The 25,078-nt window shown below is 62.2% G+C and carries 21 protein-coding genes; 7 read left to right on the forward strand and 14 right to left on the reverse strand.

The genetic code is table 11. The annotated features are described in order from the left end of the window. Nucleotides 1–102: 102 nt before the first annotated feature. Nucleotides 103–2,979 (reverse strand): EAL domain-containing protein, encoded by a 2,877-nt coding sequence (locus AC1RLZ_RS07545; protein ID WP_371424332.1) that lies wholly within the window; start codon nucleotides 2,977–2,979, stop codon nucleotides 103–105. Nucleotides 2,980–3,102: 123 nt separating this feature from the next. Continuing rightward, nucleotides 3,103–4,098 (reverse strand): NAD(P)H-quinone oxidoreductase, encoded by a 996-nt coding sequence (locus AC1RLZ_RS07550; RefSeq protein WP_493188136.1) that lies wholly within the window; start codon nucleotides 4,096–4,098, stop codon nucleotides 3,103–3,105. A 108-nt stretch (nucleotides 4,099–4,206) separates the two neighbouring features. Here AC1RLZ_RS07550 and AC1RLZ_RS07555 point away from each other — a divergent pair, with 108 nt between their 5' ends. From AC1RLZ_RS07555 to AC1RLZ_RS07565, 3 genes are all read left to right on the forward strand, one after another. Continuing rightward, complete coding sequence (locus tag AC1RLZ_RS07555; protein WP_493188137.1) at nucleotides 4,207–4,401, forward strand: DUF1192 domain-containing protein; 195 nt, start codon at nucleotides 4,207–4,209, stop codon at nucleotides 4,399–4,401. A gap of 570 nt (nucleotides 4,402–4,971) precedes the next feature. After that, nucleotides 4,972–5,484, forward strand: a complete 513-nt coding sequence (gene rcdA, locus AC1RLZ_RS07560; RefSeq protein WP_371424329.1) for a protease adaptor protein RcdA — start codon at nucleotides 4,972–4,974, stop codon at nucleotides 5,482–5,484. 86 nt (nucleotides 5,485–5,570) lie between these two features. Further along, nucleotides 5,571–6,656, forward strand: coding sequence for an acyltransferase family protein (locus AC1RLZ_RS07565; RefSeq protein ID WP_493188139.1), 1,086 nt, complete (start codon nucleotides 5,571–5,573; stop codon nucleotides 6,654–6,656). A 231-nt stretch (nucleotides 6,657–6,887) separates the two neighbouring features. Here AC1RLZ_RS07565 and rpmE read toward each other — a convergent pair whose 3' ends face one another. Then, nucleotides 6,888–7,118, reverse strand: coding sequence for a 50S ribosomal protein L31 (gene rpmE, locus AC1RLZ_RS07570; protein ID WP_089265403.1), 231 nt, complete (start codon nucleotides 7,116–7,118; stop codon nucleotides 6,888–6,890). 212 nt (nucleotides 7,119–7,330) lie between these two features. Between rpmE and AC1RLZ_RS07575 the strand changes: the two genes are divergently transcribed. Beyond that, entirely contained in the window at nucleotides 7,331–9,193 is a 1,863-nt protein-coding gene (locus tag AC1RLZ_RS07575) for an ABC transporter ATP-binding protein/permease (protein WP_493188141.1), read from the forward strand. Between the two features lie 19 nt (nucleotides 9,194–9,212). Here the strand turns inward: AC1RLZ_RS07575 and AC1RLZ_RS07580 are convergent, their stop codons facing one another. The 3 genes from AC1RLZ_RS07580 to AC1RLZ_RS07590 are packed head-to-tail and all read right to left on the reverse strand — an operon-like array spanning nucleotide 9,213 to nucleotide 11,712. After that, a complete protein-coding gene (locus AC1RLZ_RS07580; RefSeq protein ID WP_493188142.1) occupies nucleotides 9,213–9,662 on the reverse strand; it encodes a GNAT family N-acetyltransferase in 450 nt (149 codons plus the stop codon). A 4-nt stretch (nucleotides 9,663–9,666) separates the two neighbouring features. Next, on the reverse strand, nucleotides 9,667–10,698 hold the full coding sequence (locus tag AC1RLZ_RS07585) for a peptidoglycan -binding protein (protein ID WP_493188143.1): 1,032 nt from the start codon (nucleotides 10,696–10,698) through the stop codon (nucleotides 9,667–9,669). A gap of 3 nt (nucleotides 10,699–10,701) precedes the next feature. Further along, nucleotides 10,702–11,712, reverse strand: coding sequence for a flagellar motor protein MotA (locus tag AC1RLZ_RS07590; RefSeq protein WP_493188144.1), 1,011 nt, complete (start codon nucleotides 11,710–11,712; stop codon nucleotides 10,702–10,704). A 345-nt stretch (nucleotides 11,713–12,057) separates the two neighbouring features. Between AC1RLZ_RS07590 and AC1RLZ_RS07595 the strand changes: the two genes are divergently transcribed. The 3 genes from AC1RLZ_RS07595 (at nucleotide 12,058) to AC1RLZ_RS07605 (ending at nucleotide 17,221) form a co-directional block, all read left to right on the forward strand. Continuing rightward, nucleotides 12,058–12,348: an SAM-dependent methyltransferase gene (locus tag AC1RLZ_RS07595; RefSeq protein ID WP_493188145.1), complete on the forward strand. Its 291-nt coding sequence runs from the start codon at nucleotides 12,058–12,060 to the stop codon at nucleotides 12,346–12,348. Between the two features lie 489 nt (nucleotides 12,349–12,837). Then, entirely contained in the window at nucleotides 12,838–14,052 is a 1,215-nt protein-coding gene (locus AC1RLZ_RS07600; protein WP_493188146.1) for an efflux RND transporter periplasmic adaptor subunit, read from the forward strand. A 10-nt stretch (nucleotides 14,053–14,062) separates the two neighbouring features. Then, nucleotides 14,063–17,221, forward strand: a complete 3,159-nt coding sequence (locus tag AC1RLZ_RS07605; protein WP_493188147.1) for a multidrug efflux RND transporter permease subunit — start codon at nucleotides 14,063–14,065, stop codon at nucleotides 17,219–17,221. A gap of 66 nt (nucleotides 17,222–17,287) precedes the next feature. Here the strand turns inward: AC1RLZ_RS07605 and AC1RLZ_RS07610 are convergent, their stop codons facing one another. From AC1RLZ_RS07610 to gap, 8 genes are all read right to left on the reverse strand, one after another. Then, entirely contained in the window at nucleotides 17,288–18,079 is a 792-nt protein-coding gene (locus tag AC1RLZ_RS07610) for an inositol monophosphatase family protein (protein WP_371424320.1), read from the reverse strand. Nucleotides 18,080–18,181: 102 nt separating this feature from the next. Then, nucleotides 18,182–19,252 carry a tetratricopeptide repeat protein gene (locus tag AC1RLZ_RS07615; RefSeq protein WP_493188148.1) on the reverse strand — a complete coding sequence of 357 codons (1,071 nt, stop codon included), beginning with the start codon at nucleotides 19,250–19,252 and terminating at the stop codon, nucleotides 18,182–18,184. A 7-nt stretch (nucleotides 19,253–19,259) separates the two neighbouring features. Beyond that, nucleotides 19,260–19,943, reverse strand: a complete 684-nt coding sequence (locus AC1RLZ_RS07620) for a thiamine phosphate synthase (RefSeq protein WP_493188149.1) — start codon at nucleotides 19,941–19,943, stop codon at nucleotides 19,260–19,262. A 2-nt stretch (nucleotides 19,944–19,945) separates the two neighbouring features. Next, nucleotides 19,946–20,971 (reverse strand): class I fructose-bisphosphate aldolase, encoded by a 1,026-nt coding sequence (locus tag AC1RLZ_RS07625; protein WP_371424317.1) that lies wholly within the window; start codon nucleotides 20,969–20,971, stop codon nucleotides 19,946–19,948. 167 nt (nucleotides 20,972–21,138) lie between these two features. Beyond that, nucleotides 21,139–22,206, reverse strand: coding sequence for a class II fructose-bisphosphate aldolase (gene fba / locus AC1RLZ_RS07630; protein ID WP_371424316.1), 1,068 nt, complete (start codon nucleotides 22,204–22,206; stop codon nucleotides 21,139–21,141). 163 nt (nucleotides 22,207–22,369) lie between these two features. Continuing rightward, nucleotides 22,370–22,717 (reverse strand): hypothetical protein, encoded by a 348-nt coding sequence (locus AC1RLZ_RS07635; protein WP_493188150.1) that lies wholly within the window; start codon nucleotides 22,715–22,717, stop codon nucleotides 22,370–22,372. After that, a complete protein-coding gene (locus tag AC1RLZ_RS07640) occupies nucleotides 22,669–23,862 on the reverse strand; it encodes a phosphoglycerate kinase (RefSeq protein WP_493188151.1) in 1,194 nt (397 codons plus the stop codon). The genes AC1RLZ_RS07635 and AC1RLZ_RS07640 overlap by 49 nt, the downstream gene beginning before the upstream one ends. A 152-nt stretch (nucleotides 23,863–24,014) precedes the next feature. After that, entirely contained in the window at nucleotides 24,015–25,025 is a 1,011-nt protein-coding gene (gene gap, locus AC1RLZ_RS07645; protein ID WP_371424313.1) for a type I glyceraldehyde-3-phosphate dehydrogenase, read from the reverse strand. Between the last annotated feature and the right edge of the window lie 53 nt (nucleotides 25,026–25,078).

Below are 25,078 nucleotides of genomic sequence, written 5' to 3' on the forward strand. Positions count from 1 at the left end.
GCAGGGTGGGCAAAGACGCGCAGCGTCGCGCTCACTAGTTCTTCTGCGACATCGAAAAGCGTGGGCGGGCTTCGCTGTGCCCAATTACGAGAAACTAGATCGTCAGCTTGCAGCTTCCAGCCGCTCTTCTGTCAGCATCCGCATCGCCGCATCCGCATCCATGGGTTCGCCAAAGGCGAAACCCTGGGCGTATTCGCAGCCGAGCTGATACATCTCCACCGCATCCGAATCCGTCTCTACGCCCTCGGCGACGACGTCCATGCCGAGGTCGTGGGCCATGGCGATGATCGACTTCAGGATCACCGGGCGGGTGCCCCGCGAGGTGGTGCGGACGAAGGACTGGTCGATCTTCAGCGTGTCGAACGGGAAGCGCTGCAGGTAGGACAGTGACGAATGGCCGGTGCCGAAGTCGTCGAGCGAAAGACCTGTGCCGAGTTCGCGGATCCGGTGCAGCATCTGGGCCGCATGTTCCGGATTTTCCATCACCAGCGATTCCGTAAGTTCGAGCTTCAGCGTGCCGCGGGCCACGGATGAGCGTGACAGCACGGTACGGATGTCATGCAGGAGGTCGTGGCGCAGCAGCTGCCGCGAGGAGACGTTGACGCTGGCAAAAATGGGTTCGCGCGAGCGCATCGCGCGCTGCCAGATGGCGAGCTGCCGTGCGGTCTGGTCCATCACGAACATGCCGAGATCGATGATCAGGCCGATCTCCTCGGCGATGGCGATGAATTCCGAGGGCGACATGCGGCCGAGCTTGGGATGATCCCAGCGTGCCAGCGCCTCGAAACCGGCGATGGAGCGATCTTCCAGCCGTACGATCGGCTGATAGAGAATGGTGATTTCCTGGCGCTCGATGGCGCGGCGCAGTTCGGATTCGAGCGTCAGGCGATCCGTTTTGCGGGCGCGCATCGCCGGCTTGTAGACGTCGATACGGTCGCCACCGATCCGCTTCGAATGATACATCGCAAGCTCGGCGTCCTTGATCAACTCGTCGGTGAGCGGCGCGGCGGGATCGCTCAGGGCGAGACCGATCGAGGCGGTCAGGAAGATCTCGCGGTCGTTGAAGGCGATCGGCGCGCGGATGGTCTTGCGGATGGTTTCGGCAAAGGCGGTGATCTTCGCCGGGTCCTGCTCGGACATCAGGATCAGGCCGAACTGGTCGCCGGCGAGGCGGGCCAGTGTGTCCTGCGGCTTGAGGATACGGGTGAGGCGGCGGGCCAGCGTCAGCAGGATCGAATCGCCGACGGCGATGCCGACGGAATCGTTGACCTGTTTGAAGCGGTCGAGGTCGATCACCATGATGGTCGGCCGCATGGTCGGCACGGTCTTGGAGAAATTCGCGACGGCGTTGAGGCGGTCGATGAACAGCTTGCGGTTCGGCAGGCCGGTCAGATTGTCATGCACCGAATCGTGCAGCATGCGCTCTTCGGCATTCTTCATCTCGGTGACGTCGGTGAGTGTGCCGACCACGCGGGACACTTCGCCGTCGGAGCCGACCACCGGGCGCGCTTTCAGCGCAAACCACATGAAGTGACCATCGGGGGTGCGCAGGCGGAAATCCTGCACGAGACGGCCGCGGCGCTGGTCGAGTACGCTGTCGAGTGCCGCCCGGAAGCGATCCTGATCGAGCGGATGCAGCACTTCCAGCCAGCTCGCCGCAGGGCCTTCCAGCGTGCCGCGCTTGAGGCCGAGCAGCGCTTCGGTCTCGGGACTGGTGAACACCTTGTCGGCCGAGACGTCCCAGTCCCAGATCAGGTCGCCGGAGCCGGTCAGTGCCAGCGCGCGGCGCTCGACGTCCGAGACGATGCCATTGGTGGCGCCGCCACCGGCGAAGGCGTGCTGCATGACAGTGAAGCCGATGAGCATCACGATCAGTACGAGGCCACCCAGCAGCGCCGGGCCGACGATGTCATTGGTGACGCTGCCGGCGACGGTCATGCCCGCGGCGACGACCCATACCACCAGGAGGAACCAGGTGGGGATCAGCAACACCGCGCGGTCGAAGCCATGGGTCGAGAGATAGACGATCAGCCCAAAGCCGGCGAAGGCGATCAGCACCAGCGAAATGCGCGCGATGCCGGAGGCTACCGCAGGATCGAACAACGCCAAGCCGACAAGCGAGCCGAGAAAGGCCAGCCAGCCAAGCGTGATGTGCGAGTAGCGCACGTGCCATCGACTGAGATTGAGATAGGCGAACAGAAATACCAGCAGCGTCGCCGCGAGTATCGCTTCGCCCGAGGCGCGCCAGACGCGTTCTGCGCCCGACGACATGTCCAGAACCTTGCCCCAGAAGCCGAAATCGACACCGATATAGACCAGCACAGCCCAGGCCAGTGCTGCGGCGGCGGGGAACATGATGCTGCCCTTCACCACGAACAGGATCGTCAGCACCAGTGCCAGCAGGCCGGAGATGCCGATGACGATGCCCTGATAGAGCGTGAAGGAGTTGACCTTGTCCTTGTAGGCTTCCGGCTCCCACAGATAGAGCTGCGGCAGCTTGTTGGTGCGCAGTTCGGCGACGAAGGTGATGACGGCGCCGGGATCGAGCGTGACGCGGAAGATGTCGGCGGTGGCGCTGTCCTGACGCTCCGGACGGTCGCCGGTGGACGGCGTGATGGTCGCGATGCGCGACAGGCCGAGATCGGGCCAGAGCAGGCCGGACGACACGATGCGATAATGCGGCGCGACGATCAGGCGATCGAGCTGGTCATCGGTATTGTTGGCGAGCGCGAACACCACCCAGTTCTGGCCGGCTTCGCGGCCGCGCACTTCGATGCGGCGAACGATGCCGTCGGTGCCGGGGGCGGTGGAGACCTGGATGCGGTCGGTGTCGCTGTGCTGATATTCGAGGATTGCTGTGAGGTCGATTGCAGGCGCGTCACCGCGGACGCTGACGGCGTCAACAGCCCGTGCCGGTGCTGCGGCAACAGCAATCATGAGGCCGAGCGCGAGGGGCGCGAGCCACCTGATCAAACGCAATGTCATTCTCCGCGATCAACAAAACATCGACCCTGCGTCACGCAGAAGCAGGGTCATTTCCCGACGCGCGATAAATGACATGAAAGCGAGATAAATCAAAGGGTTTCCGGCTGTTCTCCAGCCCTAAACGACCAACACAATTTTGCCAATATGTGCGCTGGTTTCCATGCGTTTGTGCGCGTCTGCAGCATTTTCCAGCGGGAAAGTGCTGTCCATCAGGGGTTTGACCTTGCCGGCCTTGAGCAACGGCAGGACATTGGCCTCGATCGCTTTGACCATGGCGGCCTTGTCGGCATTGGTGCGCGGACGCAGGGTCGAGCCGGTATAGTGCAGCCGCTTCACCATGATCTTGGCGGCATTGATGGTGGCTTTCGGGCCGTTCAGCACGGCGATCTGCACGATGCGGCCATCGACGGCGGCGGCGTCGAAGTTTTTCTCCACATAGTCCGCGCCCACCATGTCGAGGATCAACTCGACGCCGGTCTTGGTGATCTCCTTGACGCGCTCGACGAAATCCTCGGTCTTGTAGTTGATGGCGTGATCGGCGCCGAGCTTGAGACAGGCGTCGACCTTGTCCTGCGAGCCGACGGTGACGATCACCTTGGAGCCGAGCGCCTTGGCGAGCTGGATCGCCATGGTGCCGATGCCGGAAGAGCCGCCGTGGATCAGCACGGTCTCGCCGGGCTGCAATCCGCCGCGTTCGAACACATTGTGCCAGACGGTCATCAGGGTTTCGGCGGTGGCGCCGGCTTCTGTCATCGAGAAGCCTTCGGGGACCGTCATCGCCTGGGCGTCCTGGGCGATGCAATATTGCGCGTAGCCGCCGCCGGCGACCAGCGACATCACCTTGTCACCGAGCTTGTGTTTGGTGGCGCCCTCGCCGAGGGCAACAACTTCACCGGAGATCTCGAGGCCTGGCAGATCGCTGGCGCCGGGCGGTGGCGGATAGGAGCCGGAGCGTTGCGCGACGTCCGGGCGGTTCACGCCAGCGGCTGCGACCTTGACCAGGATTTCGCCGGGACCGGGCTTCGGAACGGTGCGTGTTTCGGGGATCAGCACCTCGGGGCCGCCCGGTTTGCTGATACCAACGACGGTCATTTGCGTGGGCAGCTTTTCCATGATTTGTCCTTGCGGCGTGCGAGATGTCGACTGGCGATCTGATTAAACAGCCGGATCAACGCTGGCAACATCGGTATATCTTTGAACTTGAGACGGGGAGGGCCCCAAATGGCGATCGACGACGACGACAACAAACCGAAAAAGAAGGTCAGTCACGAGATCGGGCAGGATCTTTCACTGCTATCGGTCGAAGAACTCGCCGAGCGGATCGCGCTGCTCAATGCCGAGATCTCGCGGCTGCAATCGAGCATGACCCTGAAGCGCGCGACGCGCGATGCGGCGGATCGCTTTTTCAAGTCGTGACGGGCTATTGAACGGCGCTCCTGCCTCTCTGCCGTCATTGCAGGTCAGGGAAGCTGCCCTGCAGCTTTCCTCTTGGCGAAGCGACGCGGCAATTCAGAAGCGATATGCGAAGAAAGACTGGATTGCCTCGCTCCGCTGGCAATGACCGACCGGAGATCTGCGGAATACCACTGATGCTTCCTTCAATCACGATTCCGACATCGTCTCATTCCGGGACAGGTTGCGATGCTTCGCATGGCAAACGGATCGTGAAGAAAGCCCTCGCATTTACGCGCAATTAAGCTTTCTCGCATATTACTTAAATTGTCCTTGTTTGGACACCGAGTGGCTCCTGTCCACTCTGTTTGACGCCTCCCTGTTATCAACTTTAAAGCCGCCGGAAACGGCGGCTCTTTTTTGGTACGCATGTCCTCTTTTGGGGCGGTCGCGATCATTAAATCGCGTTAGAAACCATAAATACTTCTTTAATTTTACGCCGCTGGACTCTCACGCACGCACGCGTAATGATTTGTTCATCATAAGCCCGCCGCTCAGAGCTGGCTGCGAAACCATTTGCGTGAGGCGTTAACTATGTCGGATCGTTTGCACAGCGAACCCGCTCTCGTTCAGTTCAGCGAGCGGCTGACCAATTCTGCCGCCTTCGGCGCCTTGTTTCGCGAGGGGATGGATCTGGTCGAGGAGACCGCGGCCTATCTCGACGGCGTCGGCCGTAACGAGGCCAAGGCGCTGGATCGCTCCGTCAGCCTGACTTACGCCACCGAAAGCATGCGCCTCACCACGCGCCTGATGCAGCTTGCTTCATGGCTCTTGCTGCACCGTGCGGTGAAGGAAGGCGAGATGACGCTGACCCAGGCCAATCGTGAAAAGACCAAGGTGAAGCTCAGCGCCGCCGATCCGAGCCCGGAAGAGATGCTGCTCAAACTGCCCGAGCAGCTGCAGATCCTGATCGCGCGTTCGATGGTGCTGCAGACCAAGGTTCGACGTCTCGACCTCTCGATCCATGCCGCGACCACCACGCATGCCCCGATCGGCAATCCGCTGGTGCCGCAGCTCAATCGCCTGAAGGCTGCGTTCGAGCGCTGATCGCGCGTCCCCGACATTCCTGAACGCTGTTCCTCGCTCGCCGCTCATGCGCTAGACATGAGCCAAGCGAAGCGGGGGCATTGGCCATGGCGGACGATATCAGGGCGTTGACAGGGGTACGCGGCGTCGCAGCCGTTGTCATCGCCGTGTATCATTTCGGTGACGTGCAGCTCGCAACGGGCGGCACCGGTTCATTTTTCCGCATCGCCTACGGTTATCTGCTGGTCGACCTGTTCTTCATGCTGTCAGGCTACGTGATGGCGCTGACCTATCGCGACGCGTTCCTGCATCTCACCGGCAAGGCGTTCGCCCACTTCATGTTGAAACGGGTCGCGCGGCTGTATCCGGCCTATTTCATCATCGGGCTGTTCTATGTCGCCAAGATCGCGGCCGGTCTGTCTGGTGAGACGCTGGAGATGTATTCAGCCTGGGACTGGACCGGCAATCTGCTGATGATGTCCGGCTGGGGGCTCTATATTTTTCCGATCATCGGCGTCGCCTGGGCGGCGAGCGCGGAGATGGGCTCCTATCTGCTGCTGCCGATCCTGATGGCTCTTACCCAGCGCTGGAGCAAATGGATTGCAGGACTTGCGGTGATCGCGGCGCTGCTCGGCATCTATGCGGTGAGTGTCAGTGGCCGCGGGTCGGGCGGACCGCTCGATGTGGTCAACGGCAATTCGCTCTATCCGATGCTGCGCGCAGTGGCGGGATTCACGCTGGGCCTTGCGATCTTCCGCTTTGGTGGCCTCGTCGATCGCCTGTCGGCAACCGTGCAGGATGGTCTGGTCATCGCGCTTCCGCTTGCCATCATCGCCGTTGGCCTGGCCGATGCCAGCGATCGCCTGATGTATCTGCTGTACATCCCGCTGGTCGCGGTCCTGTCGCGCGACGGGCGGATGGCACAGCTGCTGTTTGGCAATGCGCTGGTTTATCGACTCGGCATCATCTCCTATTCGATCTACCTGATCCATCCACTGTTCGTGAGCTTCGCGATCAAGACCTGGCGGCATTTCGGCCAGGCCGATAGTGTCTATATCGCTGCGTCGCTGGTCTGTTTCGCCATCATCTGGGCGCTGGCGGAAGTGAGCTATCGTTTCATCGAGATGCCCGGGCGCAACTGGATCACGCAGCGGTTCATCCCGCGGAGAAGCGACGTTCCAGCGAAGGCATAAGCCCGCCGGAGACGCGGCGAGCGGCGCGATGCCGCAGACCCTGGTCCATTCGTTCGGATATCGCCGCCAAACAGTCCGCAAATGTGAACGATGCCACTGGCTGGCGCACTTTATTGGGCGGGCAACGGAGGCGGTTTTGAAGTACCGGCGTCGCCAAGGTCGGCCGACAACGAAAAACGCCCCTGCGGGCTGCAGGGGCGTTTTGAAAGCAGTCAGAAGATCCGGAAAGGATCAGTCTTCCTTCTTGAGGAAGCCCGAGAACTTCTTCTGGAAGCGCGACACGCGGCCACCGCGGTCGAGAAGCTGGGTGGTGCCGCCGGTCCATGCCGGATGCGACCGCGGATCGATGTCGAGGTTCAGCTTGTCGCCTTCCTTGCCCCAGGTGGAGCGGGTCTGATACTCGGTACCATCGGTCATAACGACCGTAATGTTATGATAATCCGGGTGAATTTCGGCTTTCATGACGGTTCCTTCGGCGCGCCGGCGCCTGAATCTCTGTGATTTCGATGGCGGATTTGGCCGCTCTATATCGCAGGAACGTGCAGGAGACAAGGACTCCCGTCGTGGATCATTGCCCCCGGGCAATTTGCCCTTTGGAAGTTGACCTAGGTCATTTGCCTCAGGGCCCGCTCCGGCCTATCTCAGGGCAACGACAAGAACGGTTATAAACAATCATGAGTGCAGTCGAACGGCTTGAGACCCTCCGCGCGGCCAAGCCGCCGCTTCCGCAGCTGGATTCCGTGCTTCCGGAGCCGTCGCTGGCGGACACCGTCGTGAAGACCCCGGTACAACCCAGCCGGGCCAAATTGCGCCCGCTGCTGGCGCTGGCGCCCTATGTGGCGCGGTATCGCGGACGCGCGCTTCTGGCGCTGGTGTCGCTGACCATTGCGGCTGTGACCACGCTCGTCGTGCCTGTGGCGGCAAGGCGGATGATCGACTTCGGCTTCAGCCCCGAAGGCATCGCCATGATCAACAACTATTTCAGCGTCATGATCGCTGTGGTGGTCGTGCTCGCGCTGGCCAGTGCGGCCCGCTACTATCTTGTCATGACCATCGGCGAGCGCATCGTCGCCGATCTGCGTCGTGACGTGTTCCAGCATCTCACCGCCCTGTCGCCGTCCTTCTTCGATACATCGCGATCCGGCGAACTGGTGTCGCGGCTCACGGCCGATACCACGCAGATCAAGTCGGCGGTCGGCGCGTCCGTATCCATCGCCTTGCGCAACCTCGTGCTGTTTCTCGGCGCCGCCGCCATGATGGTGGTCTCGAGCCCCAAGCTTTCCGGCTTCGTGTTGGCCGCGATCCCGCTGATCGTGATCCCGCTGGTGGCCTTCGGTCGCTGGGTGCGGCGTCTGTCGCGCAATGCGCAGGATACGCTGGCGGAAGCCTCGGCCTATGCTGGCGAACTCGTCGGCTCGATCCGCACCGTGCAGGCCTATACCAACGAGCAGCTGGCGAACGCGCGCTTCGGCAAGGAGGTCGAGCAGGCCTATGAGGCCGCACGCGGCTCCACCCGCGCGCGCGCCGTGCTGACGGCGATCATCATCTTCATCGTGTTCTCCAGCGTGGTCGGCATTCTGTGGGTCGGCTCGCACGATGTTCTGACGGGGTCGTTGACACCCGGCCGGCTCGGCCAGTTCGTGCTCTATGCGGCGTTTGCAGCCTCCAGCCTCGGCCAGCTCAGCGAAGTCTGGGGCGAGATTTCGGCTGCGTCGGGCGCAGCCGAGCGCCTGTTCGAAATTCTGAATGTCAAATCCGCCGTGGTCGCTCCGGCGTCGCCGCGGTCATTGCCGCAGCCTGCGCGCGGCGATGTCGTGTTCGACAATGTCTCCTTTGCCTATCCGACCCGGCCGGAAATCCTGTCGGCGGCTGGTGTATCGCTGTCGGTGAAGGCCGGCGAGAAGGTCGCTATCGTCGGCCCGTCGGGCGCCGGCAAGAGCACGCTGTTTCATCTGCTGCTGCGCTTCTACGACCCCAAGGGAGGTGCCATCTCCGTCGATGGCGTGCCGATCCGCGAGGCCGATCCGTGCGAGCTACGCAAGCGCATCGCATTGGTGCCGCAAGATTCCGTGGTTTTCGCCGCAACGGCCCGCGAGAATATCCGCTTCGGCCGTCCTGATGCGACAGATGCTGAAGTCGAGCACGCGGCATCGCTGGCGCATGCCACCGAATTCATCCGCCGCCTGCCGGATGGTTTTGACGCACAGCTCGGTGAACGCGGCGTAACGCTGTCAGGCGGCCAGCGCCAGCGTATTGCGATTGCCCGCGCCATCCTGCGCGACGCACCGCTGCTGCTGCTCGATGAAGCAACCTCTGCTTTGGACGCGGAATCCGAGACGCTGGTGCAGACTGCTCTGGAAGAGTTGATGAAGCACCGCACCACGCTGGTGATCGCCCATCGCCTCGCCACCGTACTGTCCTGCGACCGTATCCTCGTCATGGATCATGGCCGCATCGTCGAGCAGGGCACGCATGCGTCGCTGGTCGCGGCGAACGGGCTTTATGCACGATTGGCGAGGTTGCAGTTCGGGGTGTGAGCCGGAGCAACCGCTCCGGCTACGGCTTCCATTCCATCAGGTCGACGGCACGGCCTGACGTGTTCACCTCGTCGCCCGTTTTGACGAAGCCGTTGCGTGCATAGAACTTGATCGCGCGAGCATTGTCGGCATTGACCTTGAGCGTCACGCCGCCGGGCGACAGCCGTTTGGCGTCATCGACCAGCAGGCGAGCAACATTCGTTCCCCATTTGGCCGGGCTCACCACCAGTTGGTCGAGATAGCCTGATGCGTCGATGGTGACAAAGCCGACCATCGCGCCGTCCTGTTGTTCCGCCACCACGATCTGCGCTGTGGGTACCAGTTCGGTGCGCCATCGGTTGCGCCACCAGTCGACGCGGGCGTCGAAATTGATCGAGGGATAGGCCTGCCGCCATGTCTCCAGCCACAAGGTGATGGAAGCGTCTTCATCGATCTCGCGATAGGGGCGTAACTCGAATGCCTCAGACATGCCCTCAGCGCTCGGTGAGCTTGAGTTCGATGCGGCGGTTGCGCTTGTACGCTTCTTCGGTCTGCGCCGTATCCAGCGGCTGGTTTTCGGCGAAGCCGGCGGCGACGAGGCGCTGCGCGGGCACGCCAAGCGAGATCAGATACTGCACGACCGAGATCGCACGCGCGGAGGACAATTCCCAGTTCGACTTGAACAGCGGACTGTTGAGGATCGGCCGCGAGTCGGTGTGGCCGTCGACGCGCATGACCCAGGCGATTTCCGACGGGATCTGCTTGTCGAGTTCAATGAGCGCGCTGGCGACCTTGTCGAGTTCGGCGCGGCCTTCCGGCAGCAATAATGCCTGGCCGGCGTCGAAAAAGACTTCCGACTGGAATACGAAGCGGTCGCCGACGACGCGAATGTCAGGGCGATTGCCGAGAATGGCGCGCAGGCGTCCGAAGAATTCTGAGCGATAGCGCGACAGCTCCTGAACGCGCTGTGCGAGCGCGACGTTGAGGCGCTGGCCGAGATCGACGATGCGGCCCTGCGATTCCCTGTCCCGTTTCTCGGACGCTTCCAGTGCTTCTTCGAGTGCCGCAAGCTGACGGCGCAGTGCGGAGATCTGCTGGTTCAGCACCTCGACCTGCGCCAGTGCGCGAGCCGAGAGTTGCTTTTCGGAATCCAGTGCCTTGTTGAGCTCGGTGTTACGGCCTGCGGCATCGGAGCCGGCACCGGCGAGGCCGTCATACAGGCCCTTGATCCGGTCGCGCTCCGATTCCGCGGCGGACAGCCCGGCGCGCATCTGCGAGAGCTGTTCGTCGAGATTGAGCTTGCCGAGCTTCTCCAGCGACAGCAGATCGTTCAACTGAGCCAGCTTGGCGGTAAGCTGCTCCAGCGCCTTGTCCTTGCCGGTGACTTCCTGCGACAGATAGAACTGCACGACGAGGAAGATCGACAGCAGGAAGACGATCGCGAGCACCAGCGTCGACAGTGCATCGACGAAGCCCGGCCAGTAGTTGAATTCGGAAGAGCCGCGGCGATTGCGTGCCAATGCCATGGATCAGTTCTTCTCAGGTTGGCGAGCGATGTGTTCCAGCAGCTTCTTGATCTCGCGGCTCTGTTCGCCTTGGCCATCGGCCCATTCGCGGATCATTTCCTGCTCGCTGCGCATATGCGCAACGAGGCTCTGGATCGCGTCGGCGAGATTGGCCATGGCGGTGGTCGTGCCACGGTTGTTGTTGCCGTCCTCGATGGAGCGACGCAGGCGCTCGATGGCATCCTGCAACTCGGCCGGCGTGCCAGATGAGGTAACGGGGGTTGTCTCGCCGGAATATTCCTTCACGGTGGAAGCGAGCCAGTCTTCCAGATCCGTATAGAAGCGGTTCTGCGCCTGGCTGGATTGCAGATCGAGGAAGCCGAGGATCAGTGATCCGGCGAGACCGAACAGCGAGGACGAGAACGAGATGCCCATGCCGGCGAGCGGCGCGGCGAGGCCTTCCTTCAGCGTGTCGAACAGCGAACCTGCATCGCCGCCGACCTTGAGGCCCTCGATCACCTTGCCGACGGAGCCAACGGTCTCGATCAGGCCCCAGAAGGTGCCGAGCAGTCCGAGAAACACCAGCAGGCCGGTCATGTAGCGTGAGATGTCGCGGGATTCGTCCAGGCGCGTCGCGATGGAGTCGAGCAGATGCCGCATGGTCTGCTGCGAGATGGTCATGCGGCCGGTGCGCTCGCCGCCGAGGATCGCGGCCATCGGCGCCAACAGGGTCGGGCGACGGTCCAGCGCGAGGCCCGGATCGGAAATGCGGAAACTGTTGACCCAGGAGACTTCCGGATAGAGCCGGATCACCTGCCTGAACGACAGGATAATGCCGATCAGAAGCACGGCACCGATCAGCGCGTTGAGCCCCGGATTGGCGAAAAAGGCGAGCACGATCTGCTTGTAGAGCACGGTCATGATCAGACCGCACAGAACCAGAAACACCAGCATCCGAACCAGGAATATCCGGGGCGATGACAGCTTGGTCAGTTCGATCTCCATCGCGGAGCGGGACGAGGGGCCTGGCGCCATGTGCGGATCATCTGCATGCGAGAAAAGGTTCGGCGGGCAATATGGCACAGCCCCGCGACAAAAAAAGATCGGATACTGCCGGAATCCACGATGTCACCGGGAACTTCCGGTTGAAACACGGCCTGATCTGTCACGTTTTTGCAAAAGACCTTCTTGCTGAGCCGTTTACGGGACCCCGCATGATGTTGCGATACTTGCAGGTGCTGCCGGCCATTGCGGTTTCGCTCTCAGTCTGATGTCGCTTGCCCGGGGTGGAGCGGCAACGCACCGCAATTCCCGCTGGGTCGATACGATCTGGATCGTCTCGCCTGGCGTCGTCGGCGCGGGTGCTGGCTCCAGCCGTGGATGGCACCGCAATTTCCCAAGTCCCGTATCGCCGCTGCATCGAATTCCACCTCGGTGTGCGGCTATGTCGAAGGCGAGGCCGTGTCACGAGGTCTTTCCAATCGGCGCGTCATCACGCAGGACATGAATGTCGTTCAGCCGGAGCAGACATTCGATCGCATCGTCTCGGTCGAGATGTTCGGGCATATGATGAACTGGCGCGAGCTGATGACCGCCGTGCGTTCATGGCTGGCGCCAGACGGCCGCTTGTTCATGCACATCTTCACGCATCGCTATCTCATCCGGCAATAGGCAGGCATACTCGCTGTCGAGATAGAGTGGTGCTGGTGCGGCACGTATCGCAGCTTCGGCGAATGATCGGCTCGACAACTTTGATCGCTCTCGCGACGAAATCGAACGCATCCTGCCTCGGGCCTATGGACGCGACGCCGCATTGCGGATGCGGCGCCGGCGCTGGTTCTTCCTCGCGACCGCAGCCTTGTTTGACTATGCCGATGGAAGCGAGTGGGGTGTGAGTCACTACCGAATGACCGCCGTTAACTGAGTTATCGCCGGTTCCGCCCGATTCACGTTCGCGTGAGACTTGAAAGCTGTTGCGAGTTCAATGCGATAGGCCGTGTGGCAATGCGCCGCCTCGATATGTATTGCGCCGCAGCACTGCGGTTTTTATTCTGAGCTATCAAACAGGTTCGATGAATCCGGCTACGCGCGCGATGACCTCACAGGTCCGGCGTATCCGTCGATGTATGTCCGAATAGGCAACTTAGGGTACCAAATTAAATGACGACCTTGAACGCACGCTCTGCAGGCTTCGTGCTTCTGCTGGCGGGACTCGCACCCGTGCTCGCGGGATGCAACGAACCGAAGGATGCCGTGGCGTCGATATCTGCACAAGCTCCCGAGCCCGAAGTCAGCGTGATTTCCGTGAAGCCACAGTTGCGCGCGATCATTCGCGAATTGCCCGGCCGTATTGCGCCCACCCGCGTCGCAGACGTGCGAGCCCGTGTGTCGGGGATCGTTATCGAGCGTACATTCCATCAAGGTACCGAGGTGAAGGCCGGCGATACGCTTTATCGAATCGATCCGAAACCGTTCGAAGTGGAACTGCAGTCCAATCAGGCTGCGCTCGCGAAGGCGCAAGCGGCGTTCGAACAGGCATTGCAGCAATCCAGGCGTATCGCTACCCTTGCTCAGCAGAAGGCTGTGTCGGAAGCCGAGAACGAAAAGGCTTTCGGTGCGATGCGTCAGGCCGAAGCCGAGATCGCGGCCAAGAAAGCCGACGTCGCGCGCGCGCGTTTGAATCTGGACTACGCGACCGTTCGCGCGCCGATCGACGGTATTGTGGGTGCCGCGCTGGTGACTGAAGGCGCGCTGGTGGTGCAGAACGACAATACTAACCTGGCGACCATCCAGCAGCTCGATCCGATCTATGCCGACTTCACTCAGTCGGTGTCAGAGCTCAACAATCTGCGCCGCGCATTTGAGACGGGCGATCTCGAGCGGATTGCGCCGGACACCGCCAAGGTGCGCCTCGTATTGGACGACGGTACGATCTATTCGCATCCCGGCAGACTGCTGTTCTCGGAAGCCAAGGTCGATACCTTCACGGGTCAGGTGACGCTGCGCGGCGAATTCCCGAATCCGAAGCGCGAGCTATTGCCCGGCATGTATGTCCGCGTGCAGATCGAGCAGGGTATCGACATCGATGCCATCGCGGTTCCGCAGCAGGCAGTCCAGCGCAATGGTGGTGGCGGCGCAGAAGTGTTCGTCGTCAAGGATGACGGTCGTGTCGCCGTTCAGATGGTGCGCACCGGCGCAGTGCAGGACGGCCAGTGGTTCGTGACCGAAGGTCTCAAAGGCGGTGAGCGCGTCGTGGTCGAGGGGTTCCAGAAGTTCGCTGCCGGCGACAAGGTGAAGCCGATGGCGTGGACTGACGCGACTGCTGCTGCGGGCCCTCCGCCCGAGGGGCAGAAAACGACTCAAGCCCGTCCCTGAGTAAATCGAAATGGCTAATTTTTTCATCGACAGGCCGATTTTCGCCTGGGTCGTCGCGCTTTTCATTTGTCTTTTCGGCGCGATCGCGATTCCGCAGCTGCCCATTGCGCAGTATCCGATCATCGCGCCGCCATCGATTTCGATCTCGACCAGCTATCCCGGTGCGTCGCCGGAGAACCTCTACAACAGCGTTACGCGGCTGATCGAAGAGGAACTCAATGGCGCTGCTGGCATCCTGAACTTCGAATCGACCAGCGACTCGCTCGGCGCCGTCGAAATCATCGCGAACTTCCAGCCCGGCACCGATACCAGCCAGGCCTCGGTCGAAGTGCAGAACCGCCTGAAGCGCGTGGAAGCGCGTCTGCCGCGTGCCGTGATCCAGCAGGGCATCCTGGTCGAGGAAGCGTCTGCCGCGGTGCTGAACATCATCACGCTACGCTCCACTGATAACAGTCTCGACGAAGTCGGCCTCGGCGACTTCATGATCCGCAACATCCTTGGTGAAATTCGTCGCATTCCCGGCGTCGGCCGTGCCTCGCTGTATTCCACCGAGCGCTCGCTGCGCGTCTGGGTCGATCCCGCCAAACTCGTTGGCTATAACCTGACCTCCGACGACGTGAACAAGGCGATCACTGCGCAAAACGCCCAGGTCGCCTCCGGCAGTGTGGGCGCCGAGCCGTCGACCGCGACCACCAAGACCTCGTCGCTGGTGCTCGTCAAAGGCCAGCTCTCCACCCCGGAAGAATTCGGCGCCATCGTGCTACGCGCCAACGCCGACGGGTCAACCGTGCGGCTGCGCGACGTCGCCCGTATCGAGATCGGCGGCCTCAGCTACCAGTTCACCACCCGCCTGAATGGTCAGCCGACGGCCGGCCTGTCGGTGCTGATGTCTCCGACGGGCAACGCGCTGGCGACGGCGTCGGCCATCGAAGCCAAGATGAAGGAGTTGTCGAACTTCTTCCCGGCCAACATTGCCTATGACATTCCGTACAACGTCACGCCGGTGGTCGAAGCGTCGATCATGAAGGTGGTGATGACGCTGATCGAGGCGGTCGTCCTCGTTTTCATCGTGATGTTCCTCTTCCTGCAGAACTTCCGCTACACGCTGATCCCGACCATCGTCGTGCCCATCGCGCTGCTCGGCACCTGCACGATGTTGTTGCTGGCCGGCTATTCCATCAACATGCTGACCATGTTCGGCATGGTGCTGGCCGTCGGCATCCTCGTCGACGACGCCATCGTCGTGGTCGAGAACGTCGAGCGCATCATGAGCGAGGAGGGCCTTCCGCCGAAGGAAGCCACCAGGAAGGCGATGGGCCAGATCTCCGGCGCCATCATCGGTGTCACGCTGGTCATGATCGGCGTGTTCGTGCCGATGGCGTTCTTCCCGGGCTCGGTCGGCATCATCTACCGCCAGTTCTCCGTCACCATGGTCGCCTCGATTGCATTCTCCGCATTGCTGGCGCTCTCGCTGACGCCGGCGCTGTGCGCGACCTTCCTGAAGCCTGTCAAGGAAGGGCACGGCCATGCCAGGAAGGGCCTGTTCGGCTGGTTTAACCGCAAGCTCGATGCCACCCGCGACGGCTATTCGAAGACGGTGGGCTGGTCGATCAAGCGCACCGGACGTTTGCTGATCGTCTATGTCGCGCTGCTGGTGGGATTGACCTGGGGCTTCATGCGGATGCCCGGCGGCTTTTTGCCGATCGACGATCAGGGCTTCATCACCACTGACGTGCAGACGCCGTCGGATTCCTCGTTCGCCCGCACAGAAAGTGCCATCGAGAAGGTCGAGGACTATCTGAAGAAGCGTTCCGGCATCGAGAGCGTCGTGTTCCTTACCGGCTTCAGCTTCCTCGGCCAGGGCATGAACACCGCGCAGGCCTTTATCACCCTGAAGGACTGGTCGGAGCGTCCGCCGAAGGACTCCGCGGCGGCACTCGTCGATGATATCAACAAGAGCCTGTCGTCGATCCGAGATGCCAAGATCTCTGCCTTGCAGCCGCCGCCGATCGACAACCTCGGCAATTCGTCGGGTTTCAGCTTCCGCCTGCAGGACCGTGGCCAGAAGGGCTTCATCGCGCTCAATGCGGCGTCCGACAAGCTGGTCGCGGACGCCAATGCCAGCCCGGTGCTGCAGAAGGTGTTTGTCGAAGGCCTCCCGCCGGCGCCATTGGTCAACCTGATGATCGACCGCGAAAAGGCCGGCGCCTTCGGCGTCACTTTCGAGGACATCAACAGCACGATCTCGACCAATCTCGGCTCGAACTACATCAACGACTTCCCGAATCGCGGCCGCATGCAGCGCGTCGTGGTCCAGTCGGAGGCCGCCAACCGGATGAACGCCACCGACATCCTGAACTACAACGTCAAGAACAGCCGCGGACAGCTGGTGCCGTTCTCGTCCTTCGCCACCGTGGAATGGGCAAAGGGGCCGACCCAGATCACCGGCTTCAACTTCTATCCGGCGGTGCGAATCTCCGGCGAGGCGCGGCCCGGCTTCACCTCGGGCGATGCCATCAAGGAGATGGAGCGTCTGGCTGGCCTGCTGCCGCGCGGTTTCGGCTTCGAGTGGACCGGCCAATCCCTGCAGGAAAAACTGTCCGGCTCGCAGGCGCCGTTCCTGCTCGCGCTGTCGGCTCTTGTCGTGTTTCTGGTGCTGGCAGCGCTTTACGAGAGCTGGACGATCCCGGTGGCCGTGCTGATGACGGTGCCGCTCGGCATCGTCGGCGCCGTGCTGGCGGCGAATTTGCGCGGCCTGCCGAACGACGTCTACTTCACAGTGGGTCTGATTACGATCATCGGTCTCGCGGCCAAGAATGCGATTCTGATTATCGAATTCGCCAAGGACCTGCGCGCACACGGCAAGTCGCTGGTGGATGCCACGATGGAAGCCTGCTTCCTGCGCTTCCGCCCGATCGTGATGACCGGTCTCGCCTTTATCTGCGGTGTGTTGCCTATGGTCGTCGCATCCGGGGCCGGCGGTGCCAGCCAGCAGGCGCTTGGCACGTCGGTGACCGGCGGCATGATCGCGGTCGTGATCCTGGCGCTGCTCATGGTGCCGGTGTTCTTCGTGTCGGTGCAGCGGCTGTTCTCGCCCGACAAGGCGCCGAAGACGGAAGAGGCAAAGCAGGACGAGCCGGCCGCATCGCCGTCCGTGTTGCACAGCTAAGGCAATCAAACAAAAAGCCCGGATGGCGCAACGCTATCCGGGCTTTTTCTATTCGAGCGATCAATCTTACTTCGACAGCGGCCGCAGAATCTTCGTCAGCGCGCCGTGCACGAATTCATTGCCGGCAACGACGTTGCCGGTCGTCAGCACATCACCGCCATTGATATCGCCAACGGTGCCGCCGGCTTCCTTGATCAGGATCAGGCCCGCAGCGACGTCCCAGGGCTGCAGGTTGCGCTCCCAATAGCCATCGAGGCGGCCCGCTGCGACGAAGGCCAGATCGAGCGAAGCTGCACCGAAGCGGCGCAGGCCGGCGACCTTGGGCTGCAATGCGCTCATTTCCATGCGCGAGAGCTCATGGTCGCCGCGGCCGATATGCGGCAGGCCGCAGGCGATGACGCATTCGTTGAGTTGCTTGCGGCCGGCGACGCGCAGGCGGGTGTCGTTGAGGAACGCGCCCGAGCCCTTTTCGGCCATGTAGAGTTCGTCATTGGCCGGATTGTAGATCAGGCCGGCGATGACCTGACCTTCGCGCGCCAGACCGATGGAGACCGCGAATTGCGGGATGCCGTGCAGGAAGTTGGTGGTGCCATCGAGCGGATCGACGATCCAGGTGTGGCTCTTGTCAGTGCCGTCGCGGCTGCCACCTTCCTCGCCGAGGAAGCCATAGCCCGGGCGGGCCTTGTTGAGGTCGGTATAGAGCATTTCCTCGGCCCGCTTGTCGGCGAGGCTGACGAAATTCGCCGGACCCTTCATCGAGACCTGCAGGTTCTCGATCTCGCCGAGGTCGCGCTTCAGGCTGCGGCCGGCGCGGCGTGCGGCTTTCACCATCACGTTCATAAGGGCTGAATTGATCATGCGTTCGTCTCACGACGACCTGACGGCAGGTCTGATTGGGGGTTGCTGGGGCGATGGGTGCCCTGCGGGCGGCATCCCGTCAAGGCAAGATCGCTACAGGGGTCATTTCTGGGTCGTGCCCAGCCACTTCTTGGCGGCTTCCTGGGCCTTGGTCTTTTCCTCGGGGGTGGCCTGGGCCAGAAGCTCGTCGAGCATCAGGTCGCCCTTTCCGGCGGTTTTGGCCACGATGTGCCATTTCAGGCCTTCCAGTCGGTCGTCGGTATTGGTGCGGAGCGCCAGCACCCGGGCGAGGCGATTCTGGGCAATCGGGCTGTTCTGTTTGGAGGCCTTGCGAAGCAGGGCGATGGCCGCAGCCTCGTTCTTGGGGGTTCCGGTGCCGTTATAGAGCGCAATGGCATATTCGACCTCGGCATCGACATTGTCGGCCAGCGCCGCCGCCTGGAGCAGGCGGACCGCCTTGTCCATGCTCTTCTCGACGCCGGTGCCTTCCTTGTAGAAGGTCGCCAGTGCGTATTGCGCTTCGGGGTTGCCGGCATCGGCGGCGACGCGGAGCAACTCGGCCGAACGCTTGACGTCCTGCGGTAGCGTCTGTCCGTCGAGATAGAGCAGCGCCAGATTGTAGGCGGCCTTGGGATTGCCAAGCTTGGCCGAGGACGCCAGCAGTTTCACGGCTTCGTCGCGTTTGCCGACATTGCCGCGATCCGACAGCCGCAGCATCGCCAGCGCGAACATGGCCTCGCGGTCGCCGCGCTCCGACGCGCGTTGATACCATTCAGCAGCCTTGGCGTAATCGCGTTTGACGCCGAGTGCGTTGGCGTAGAGTTCGCCGAGCATGGTCATCGCCTTCGGATCGTTGTTCTCCTGCGCGCGCTTGCTCGCGAGTTCGAAAGCGGTCTTGTACTGACCGCGCTGATAGGCGCCATAGACGAGATCGGCATTGGGGTCGGTTGGTGCAGCTTCTGCGGGCTGCGCGGACTTGTCAGCAGGCGGCGCAGGAGCTTTCTTCGCTGCTGTCGGTGCTTTCGCCGGTGCCGGCGCTTTCTTTGGCGCGGGCTTGCTTGCAGCCGGTGGCGGCGTCTGCACGCCCGGCGGCGTCAGCGAGATCTGCGCGGACGCGCAGGCCGCCCAGGCAACGCAGCCGGCAATCACAGTGAGGGAACGCAGAAGTTTCATTCCCGCGTTATTCCTGTTCGACTCTGGGCTGCCCCGAGACGAGCGCCGCGTATCCCTGCTGGATCGCCTTCTCTGCGTCCATCAAGGCCGCAGCAGCACCGCGTGCGTCGTTCCAGATGACGTCGCCGACCAGCACGAAGTCGGCGCCGGCGGCTGCGAATTCCCTGGCTTCGTCGAGTGTCGTAGCGAAGCCCACGCAAGGCGGTTCGAACAATTCCGCCCACCACTGCAGACGCTCGACAATGGCGTCAGTCGATGGGCGCTGGCCCTTCGGGTCGGGCTCGCCGAACAGCACGTAGTCGGCACCGGCTTCGCCCGCAGCCATCGCGTTGTGGCGTGTCGATAGTCCACCGCAGCCGGCGATGCGATCCGGTTTCAGCGAGGGGAGTGCGTCCTGCAGGGGGGCGAGACCGGGCAGATGGGCCCCATCGGCACCGCCGCGCGCGACGAGTTCGACATTGCCTTCGACCAGCATCGCCGCGCCCGCGTTCTGGATGACCGGCGCCAGCGCCTTGATGCGCGTGATCATGGTGCGCTGGTCCGTGGTGGCCAGTCGCACCAGTACGGCGGCGACATCTGCCTTGCCTAAGAGAGCGGGAAGGCTGGCCGCGAGCGTTGACGGATCTTCGACGACAGGCGTCGCGAGATAGAGGCGCGGCATCGGCGGCGGCGGAACGGGTTTGGAAGCCAAAACTATAGCGCCTTCTGTTCTTGATCGGGTGTCCACTCGCCCTTGCTGGCGAGTGAATTCATGTGTGCACGATGGGTGAAGGCCTGCTGACCAACGGGCACATTGTCGGATTTACCGGACCAGGCCTTTTGCGGCGCGGCCTGAAGCGCACGACCATAGGAGAAAGTGAGCGCCCAGGGCAGGCCGCCGATCCTGTTCATGGCGTCGAGATGTGCGGTGGCGTCTTTGTCTGACTGGCCGCCGGAGAGGAACGCAATGCCGGGCACGGAGGCAGGCACGCAGTTTTTGAGCATGCGCACGGTCTTCTCCGCGACCTCGGCCACGCCCGCCTGGGTCTTCGATTTCTTGCCCGAGACTGCCATGTTGGGCTTCAGGATCATGCCTTCCAGTGCGACGCGCTGGAGCCGCAATTCCTGAAACGTCTTGTTGAGCACGCGCTGCGTGACCTCGACGCAGCGGTCGATATCGTGATCGCCGTCCATCAGCACTTCCGGCTCGACGATCGGCACGATCTGCGCAGCCTGGCACAGTGCGGCATAGCGGGCGAGGGCATGTGCGTTCACGGAGATGGCTGTCATCGAGGGAATGCCGGCACCGATATCGATCACCGCACGCCATTTCGCGAAGCGTGCGCCGCGGTCGTAATATTTGGCGAGTCGCTCGGCGAGCTTGTCGAGACCGGCTGTGATCAACTCACCGGGGCAGTTCGGCAATGCCTGTGTGCCTTCATCGACCTTGATGCCAGGAATGGCGCCGGCTTCCTCGATCAGCCGCACCAGCGGCGTGCCGTCCTTGGCGTTTTGCCAGATGGTCTCGTCGTAGAGGATCACGCCGGAAATGTAGCTGCTCATGGCCTCGCGCGAGCGAAACAGCATCTCGCGATAGTCGCGGCGGCTGTCCTCGGTGGACTCGACCCCGATCGCATCGAAGCGCTTCTTGATCGTGCCGCCGGATTCATCTGCGGCAAGCAGGCCCTTGCCCGGCGCGGTCATGGCGCGGGCGATCTTGTTGAGTTCGGCGAGGTTCATGGGCGTGTCCTGAGCGGGCTAGTCCTGCAGGCCAATCTAGACGGTTCTCGGGCAAAATCCGAGCATCTGGCAGCCTAATGGGCTCATTCGCATCCGATTTCGGCAAAAAAATCAGCCTGCCATATGCTGTATGGCAGGCTGACCGGCAGTCAATTGGCAGTTTGGGCTCAGGCGATCTTCGCGTTCAGCTCGCCCGAGGCGTAACGCTTGGCCATTTCGGCTGTGGTCAGCACCTTCTTGAACTTGCTGGCCTGGCCGGCGGTATTGAATTCCTGCAGGCGCTGCTTGCAGAGCTTCACCATCGCTTCCATCGCCGGCTTCAGATACTTGCGCGGGTCGAATTCGCTGGGGTTTTCGCTCAGCACCTTGCGGATCTGGCCGGTCATGGCCATGCGGTTGTCGGTGTCGATGTTGATCTTGCGCACGCCGTGCTTGATGCCGCGCTGGATTTCCGACACCGGCACGCCCCAGGTCGGCTTCATCTGGCCGCCGAATTTGTTGATGATATCCTGCAGCTCCTGCGGCACCGAGGACGAGCCGTGCATCACCAGATGCGTGTTCGGCAGCTTGCGGTGGATTTCCTCGATCACGTTCATGGCGAGGATGTCGCCATCGGGCTTGCGGGTGAACTTGTAGGCGCCGTGCGAGGTGCCCATGGCGATCGCCAGCGCGTCGACCTGGGTCTCCTTGACGAACTTCACGGCCTCATCGGGATTGGTCAGCAACTGGTCATGGCTGAGTTGGCCTTCGGCGCCGTGGCCGTCTTCAGCTTCGCCCATGCCGCTCTCCAGCGAGCCGAGCACGCCGAGTTCGCCTTCCACCGAGATGCCGCCGAGATGGGCCATGTCGGTGACGGTCTTGGTCACGCCGACATTGTAGTCCCAGTCCGCCGCCGTCTTGCCGTCTGCCTTCAGGGAGCCATCCATCATCACCGAGGTGAAACCGGCCTGGATCGCGGTCATGCAGGTGGCGGCTTCGTTGCCGTGGTCGAGATGCACGCAAACGGGAATGTGCGGATAGATTTCAGTAACCGCATCCATCATGTGCTTGAGCATGATGTCGTTGGCGTAGGAGCGCGCACCGCGGGAGGCCTGGATAATCACCGGCGCATCGACACCGGATGCAGCCTCCATGATCGCCAGCGCCTGTTCCATATTGTTGATGTTGAAGGCCGGCACTCCGTAATCGTGTTCTGCTGCGTGATCGAGCAGTTGACGCAACGTAATACGGGCCATGCGGGGAGCTCCTTGTAAAATGGGACAGGCGCAAACGCCGCGCCGAGGGATATATGGCTCTTAGCGCGAGGAGACGGCGAATCCAAGACGCCATCAGTCGCACATACAGCCAGCGTTAATCGCCGTGGTGGCCCAGCGTTCCAGCCAATGGAATTTCCGGTAACTAATGTTCGCGAGCTTCGAGTGCCGCGACGTGCTTTTCCACTTCGGTCACGCGCTCGTCGAAATCGCCAGCAGTCGCACGCATCATCACGAGCATGCCGGTAGCGTCCCGACGCTGCTTACGGCTTATTTCTTCCAGCCGATCAAGACGCTGTTCAACCGAGCTACGAAACGACGAAATATCATCGGGGATCGCGATGAGGATGTCCGTCGTGATGTTGGTCGGTTCGTCTGCTGTGACAGGAACATACCGTAAACATCGCGACGCCCACAAGTCTTGCGGGCAAAAATGTACCGCTGCTACTTCTTCAATACTTCCACACCCGGCAGCGGCTTGCCTTCCATCCATTCGAGGAAGGCACCGCCCGCGGTCGAGATGTAGGAGAAGTCATCGGCGACGCCGGCGTGATTGAGCGCAGCCACCGTGTCGCCGCCGCCGGCGACTGAAATCAGCTTCTTCGCCTTGGTACGCGCCGCGGCGTGTTTGGCGCCGGCAACCGTGCCGCGGTCGAACGGTGTCATTTCAAATGCGCCGACCGGGCCGTTCCAGACCAGCGTGGCGGCATCGTCGATCGCTGCGTTGATGCGTTCGATCGACTGCGGACCGACATCGAGGATCATGCCCTCATCGGGGATCGCATCGAGGCCGTAAGCGTGTGCCGGGGTATTGGCGGCGAAGTGGAATGCGACGATGGCGTCCACCGGCAGGATGATGGCGCAGCCGGAAGCTTCGGCCTTGTCGATGATCCGCAGCGCAGTGGCGGCGAGATCTTTCTCGCACAGCGACTTGCCGACCTTGACACCCTGCGCATGCAGGAAGGTGTTGGCCATGCCGCCGCCGATGACAAGTGCATCGACCTTGGTGACGAGGTTTTCAAGCAGGTCGATCTTCGAGGACACCTTGGCGCCGCCGACGATGGCGATCACCGGCTTGGTCGGCGCGTCCAGCGCCTTGCCGAGCGCATCGAGTTCGGCCTGCATGGTGCGGCCGGCATAAGCGGGCAGCTTGTGGCCGAGCCCCTCGGTGGAGGCGTGAGCGCGATGCGCCGCCGAGAATGCGTCATTAACCCAGATATCGCCGAGCTTGGCGAGTTCGGCGACGAAAGCCGGATCGTTCTTCTCTTCAGCGGAATGGAAACGCGTGTTCTCAAGGCAGAGAACGTCGCCGTCCTTCATCGTGCCAACGGCCCTGGCAGCGACGTCACCGACGCAGTCGTCGGCAAAGGCGACCGGCTTCTTGATAACAAGCGCGAGTGCTTCAGCAACCGGCTTCAAGGAGTCCTTGGCATCGCGGCCCTTGGGGCGACCGAAATGCGCGAGCAGTATGACCTTGCCGCCCTTGTCGGAGATTTCGGTGACGGTCGGCGCGATGCGCTCGAGCCTCGTCGCGTCCGTAACCTTTCCGTTGTCCATGGGCACGTTGAGATCGACGCGCACGAGAACGCGTTTGCCCTTCACATCGACGTTGTCGAGGGTGCGGAAAGAATTGGTCATGGCTGGCTCGGTCAGTTGGCGGTCATCCTTCGAGGCGCCGCGCCAAAGCGCGGCTCCTCAGGAGGAGGCGGAGTTCCGCGATTAAACTAAATACCTCATGGCGAGGAGCGCGCCAGAAGGCGCGCGCCTCGAACCATGAGCAGTCGCTCTGCTTACAGCAGCTTGCCCATCGCAACGGCCGTGTCGGCCATGCGGTTGGAGAAGCCCCATTCGTTGTCGTACCAGGAGAGCACGCGCACCAGCGTGCCGTTCTGCACCTTGGTCTGGTCGAAGGCGAAGGTCGACGAATGCGGATCGTGGTTGAAGTCGATCGAGACGTTCGGATGGCTGGTGGTGCCAAGGACACCCTTCAGTTCGCCAGCAGCAGCCTTCTTGATGGCTTCGTTGATCTCTTCCTTGGTGGTCGACTTCTTGGCGATGATCTTGAGATCGACCACCGAAACGTTCGGGGTCGGCACCCGGATCGAAACGCCGTCGAGCTTGCCGGCAAGTTCGGGCATCACGAGGCCGATGGCCTTCGCGGCGCCGGTCGAGGTCGGGATCATCGACATCGCAGCGGCACGGCCGCGATAGAGATCGCTGTGCAGCGTGTCCAGCGTCGGCTGGTCGCCGGTGTAAGCGTGGATCGTGGTCATGAAGCCGGTCTCGATGCCGACAGTTTCGTTCAGCACCTTGGCGACCGGCGCGAGGCAGTTCGTCGTGCACGAGCCGTTGGAGACGACCAGATGCTCCTTGGTGAGTGTCTTGTGGTTGACGCCGTAGACGATCGTTGCGTCAGCACCGTCCGACGGTGCCGAGACCAGCACGCGCTTGGCGCCAGCGGTCAGATGCGAGGAGGCCTTCGCCTTGGCGCTGAAGATGCCCGTGCATTCGAGCGCGATGTCGATACCGAGATCCTTCCACGGCAGCGTGTTCGGATCGCGCACTGCAGTGACCTTGATCTTGTTGCCGTTGCCGAGCTGGATGCTGTCGCCGTCCACGGTGACTTCGCCGGGGAAGCGGCCGTGCACGCTGTCGAAGCGCAGCAGATGGGCGTTGGTTTCAACCGGGCCGAGATCGTTGATGGCGACGACTTCGATGTCGGTGCGCTTGGACTCGTAGATCGCCCGCAGGACGTTGCGGCCGATGCGGCCAAAACCGTTGATCGAAACCCGGACTGCCATTCAACTTCTCCCTTTGTATTAGGCTCAAACCTCGCGTGAGGGCCTTCATATAG

The sequence above is a fragment of the Tardiphaga sp. GW822-FHT04G09 genome, from assembly GCF_058800725.1.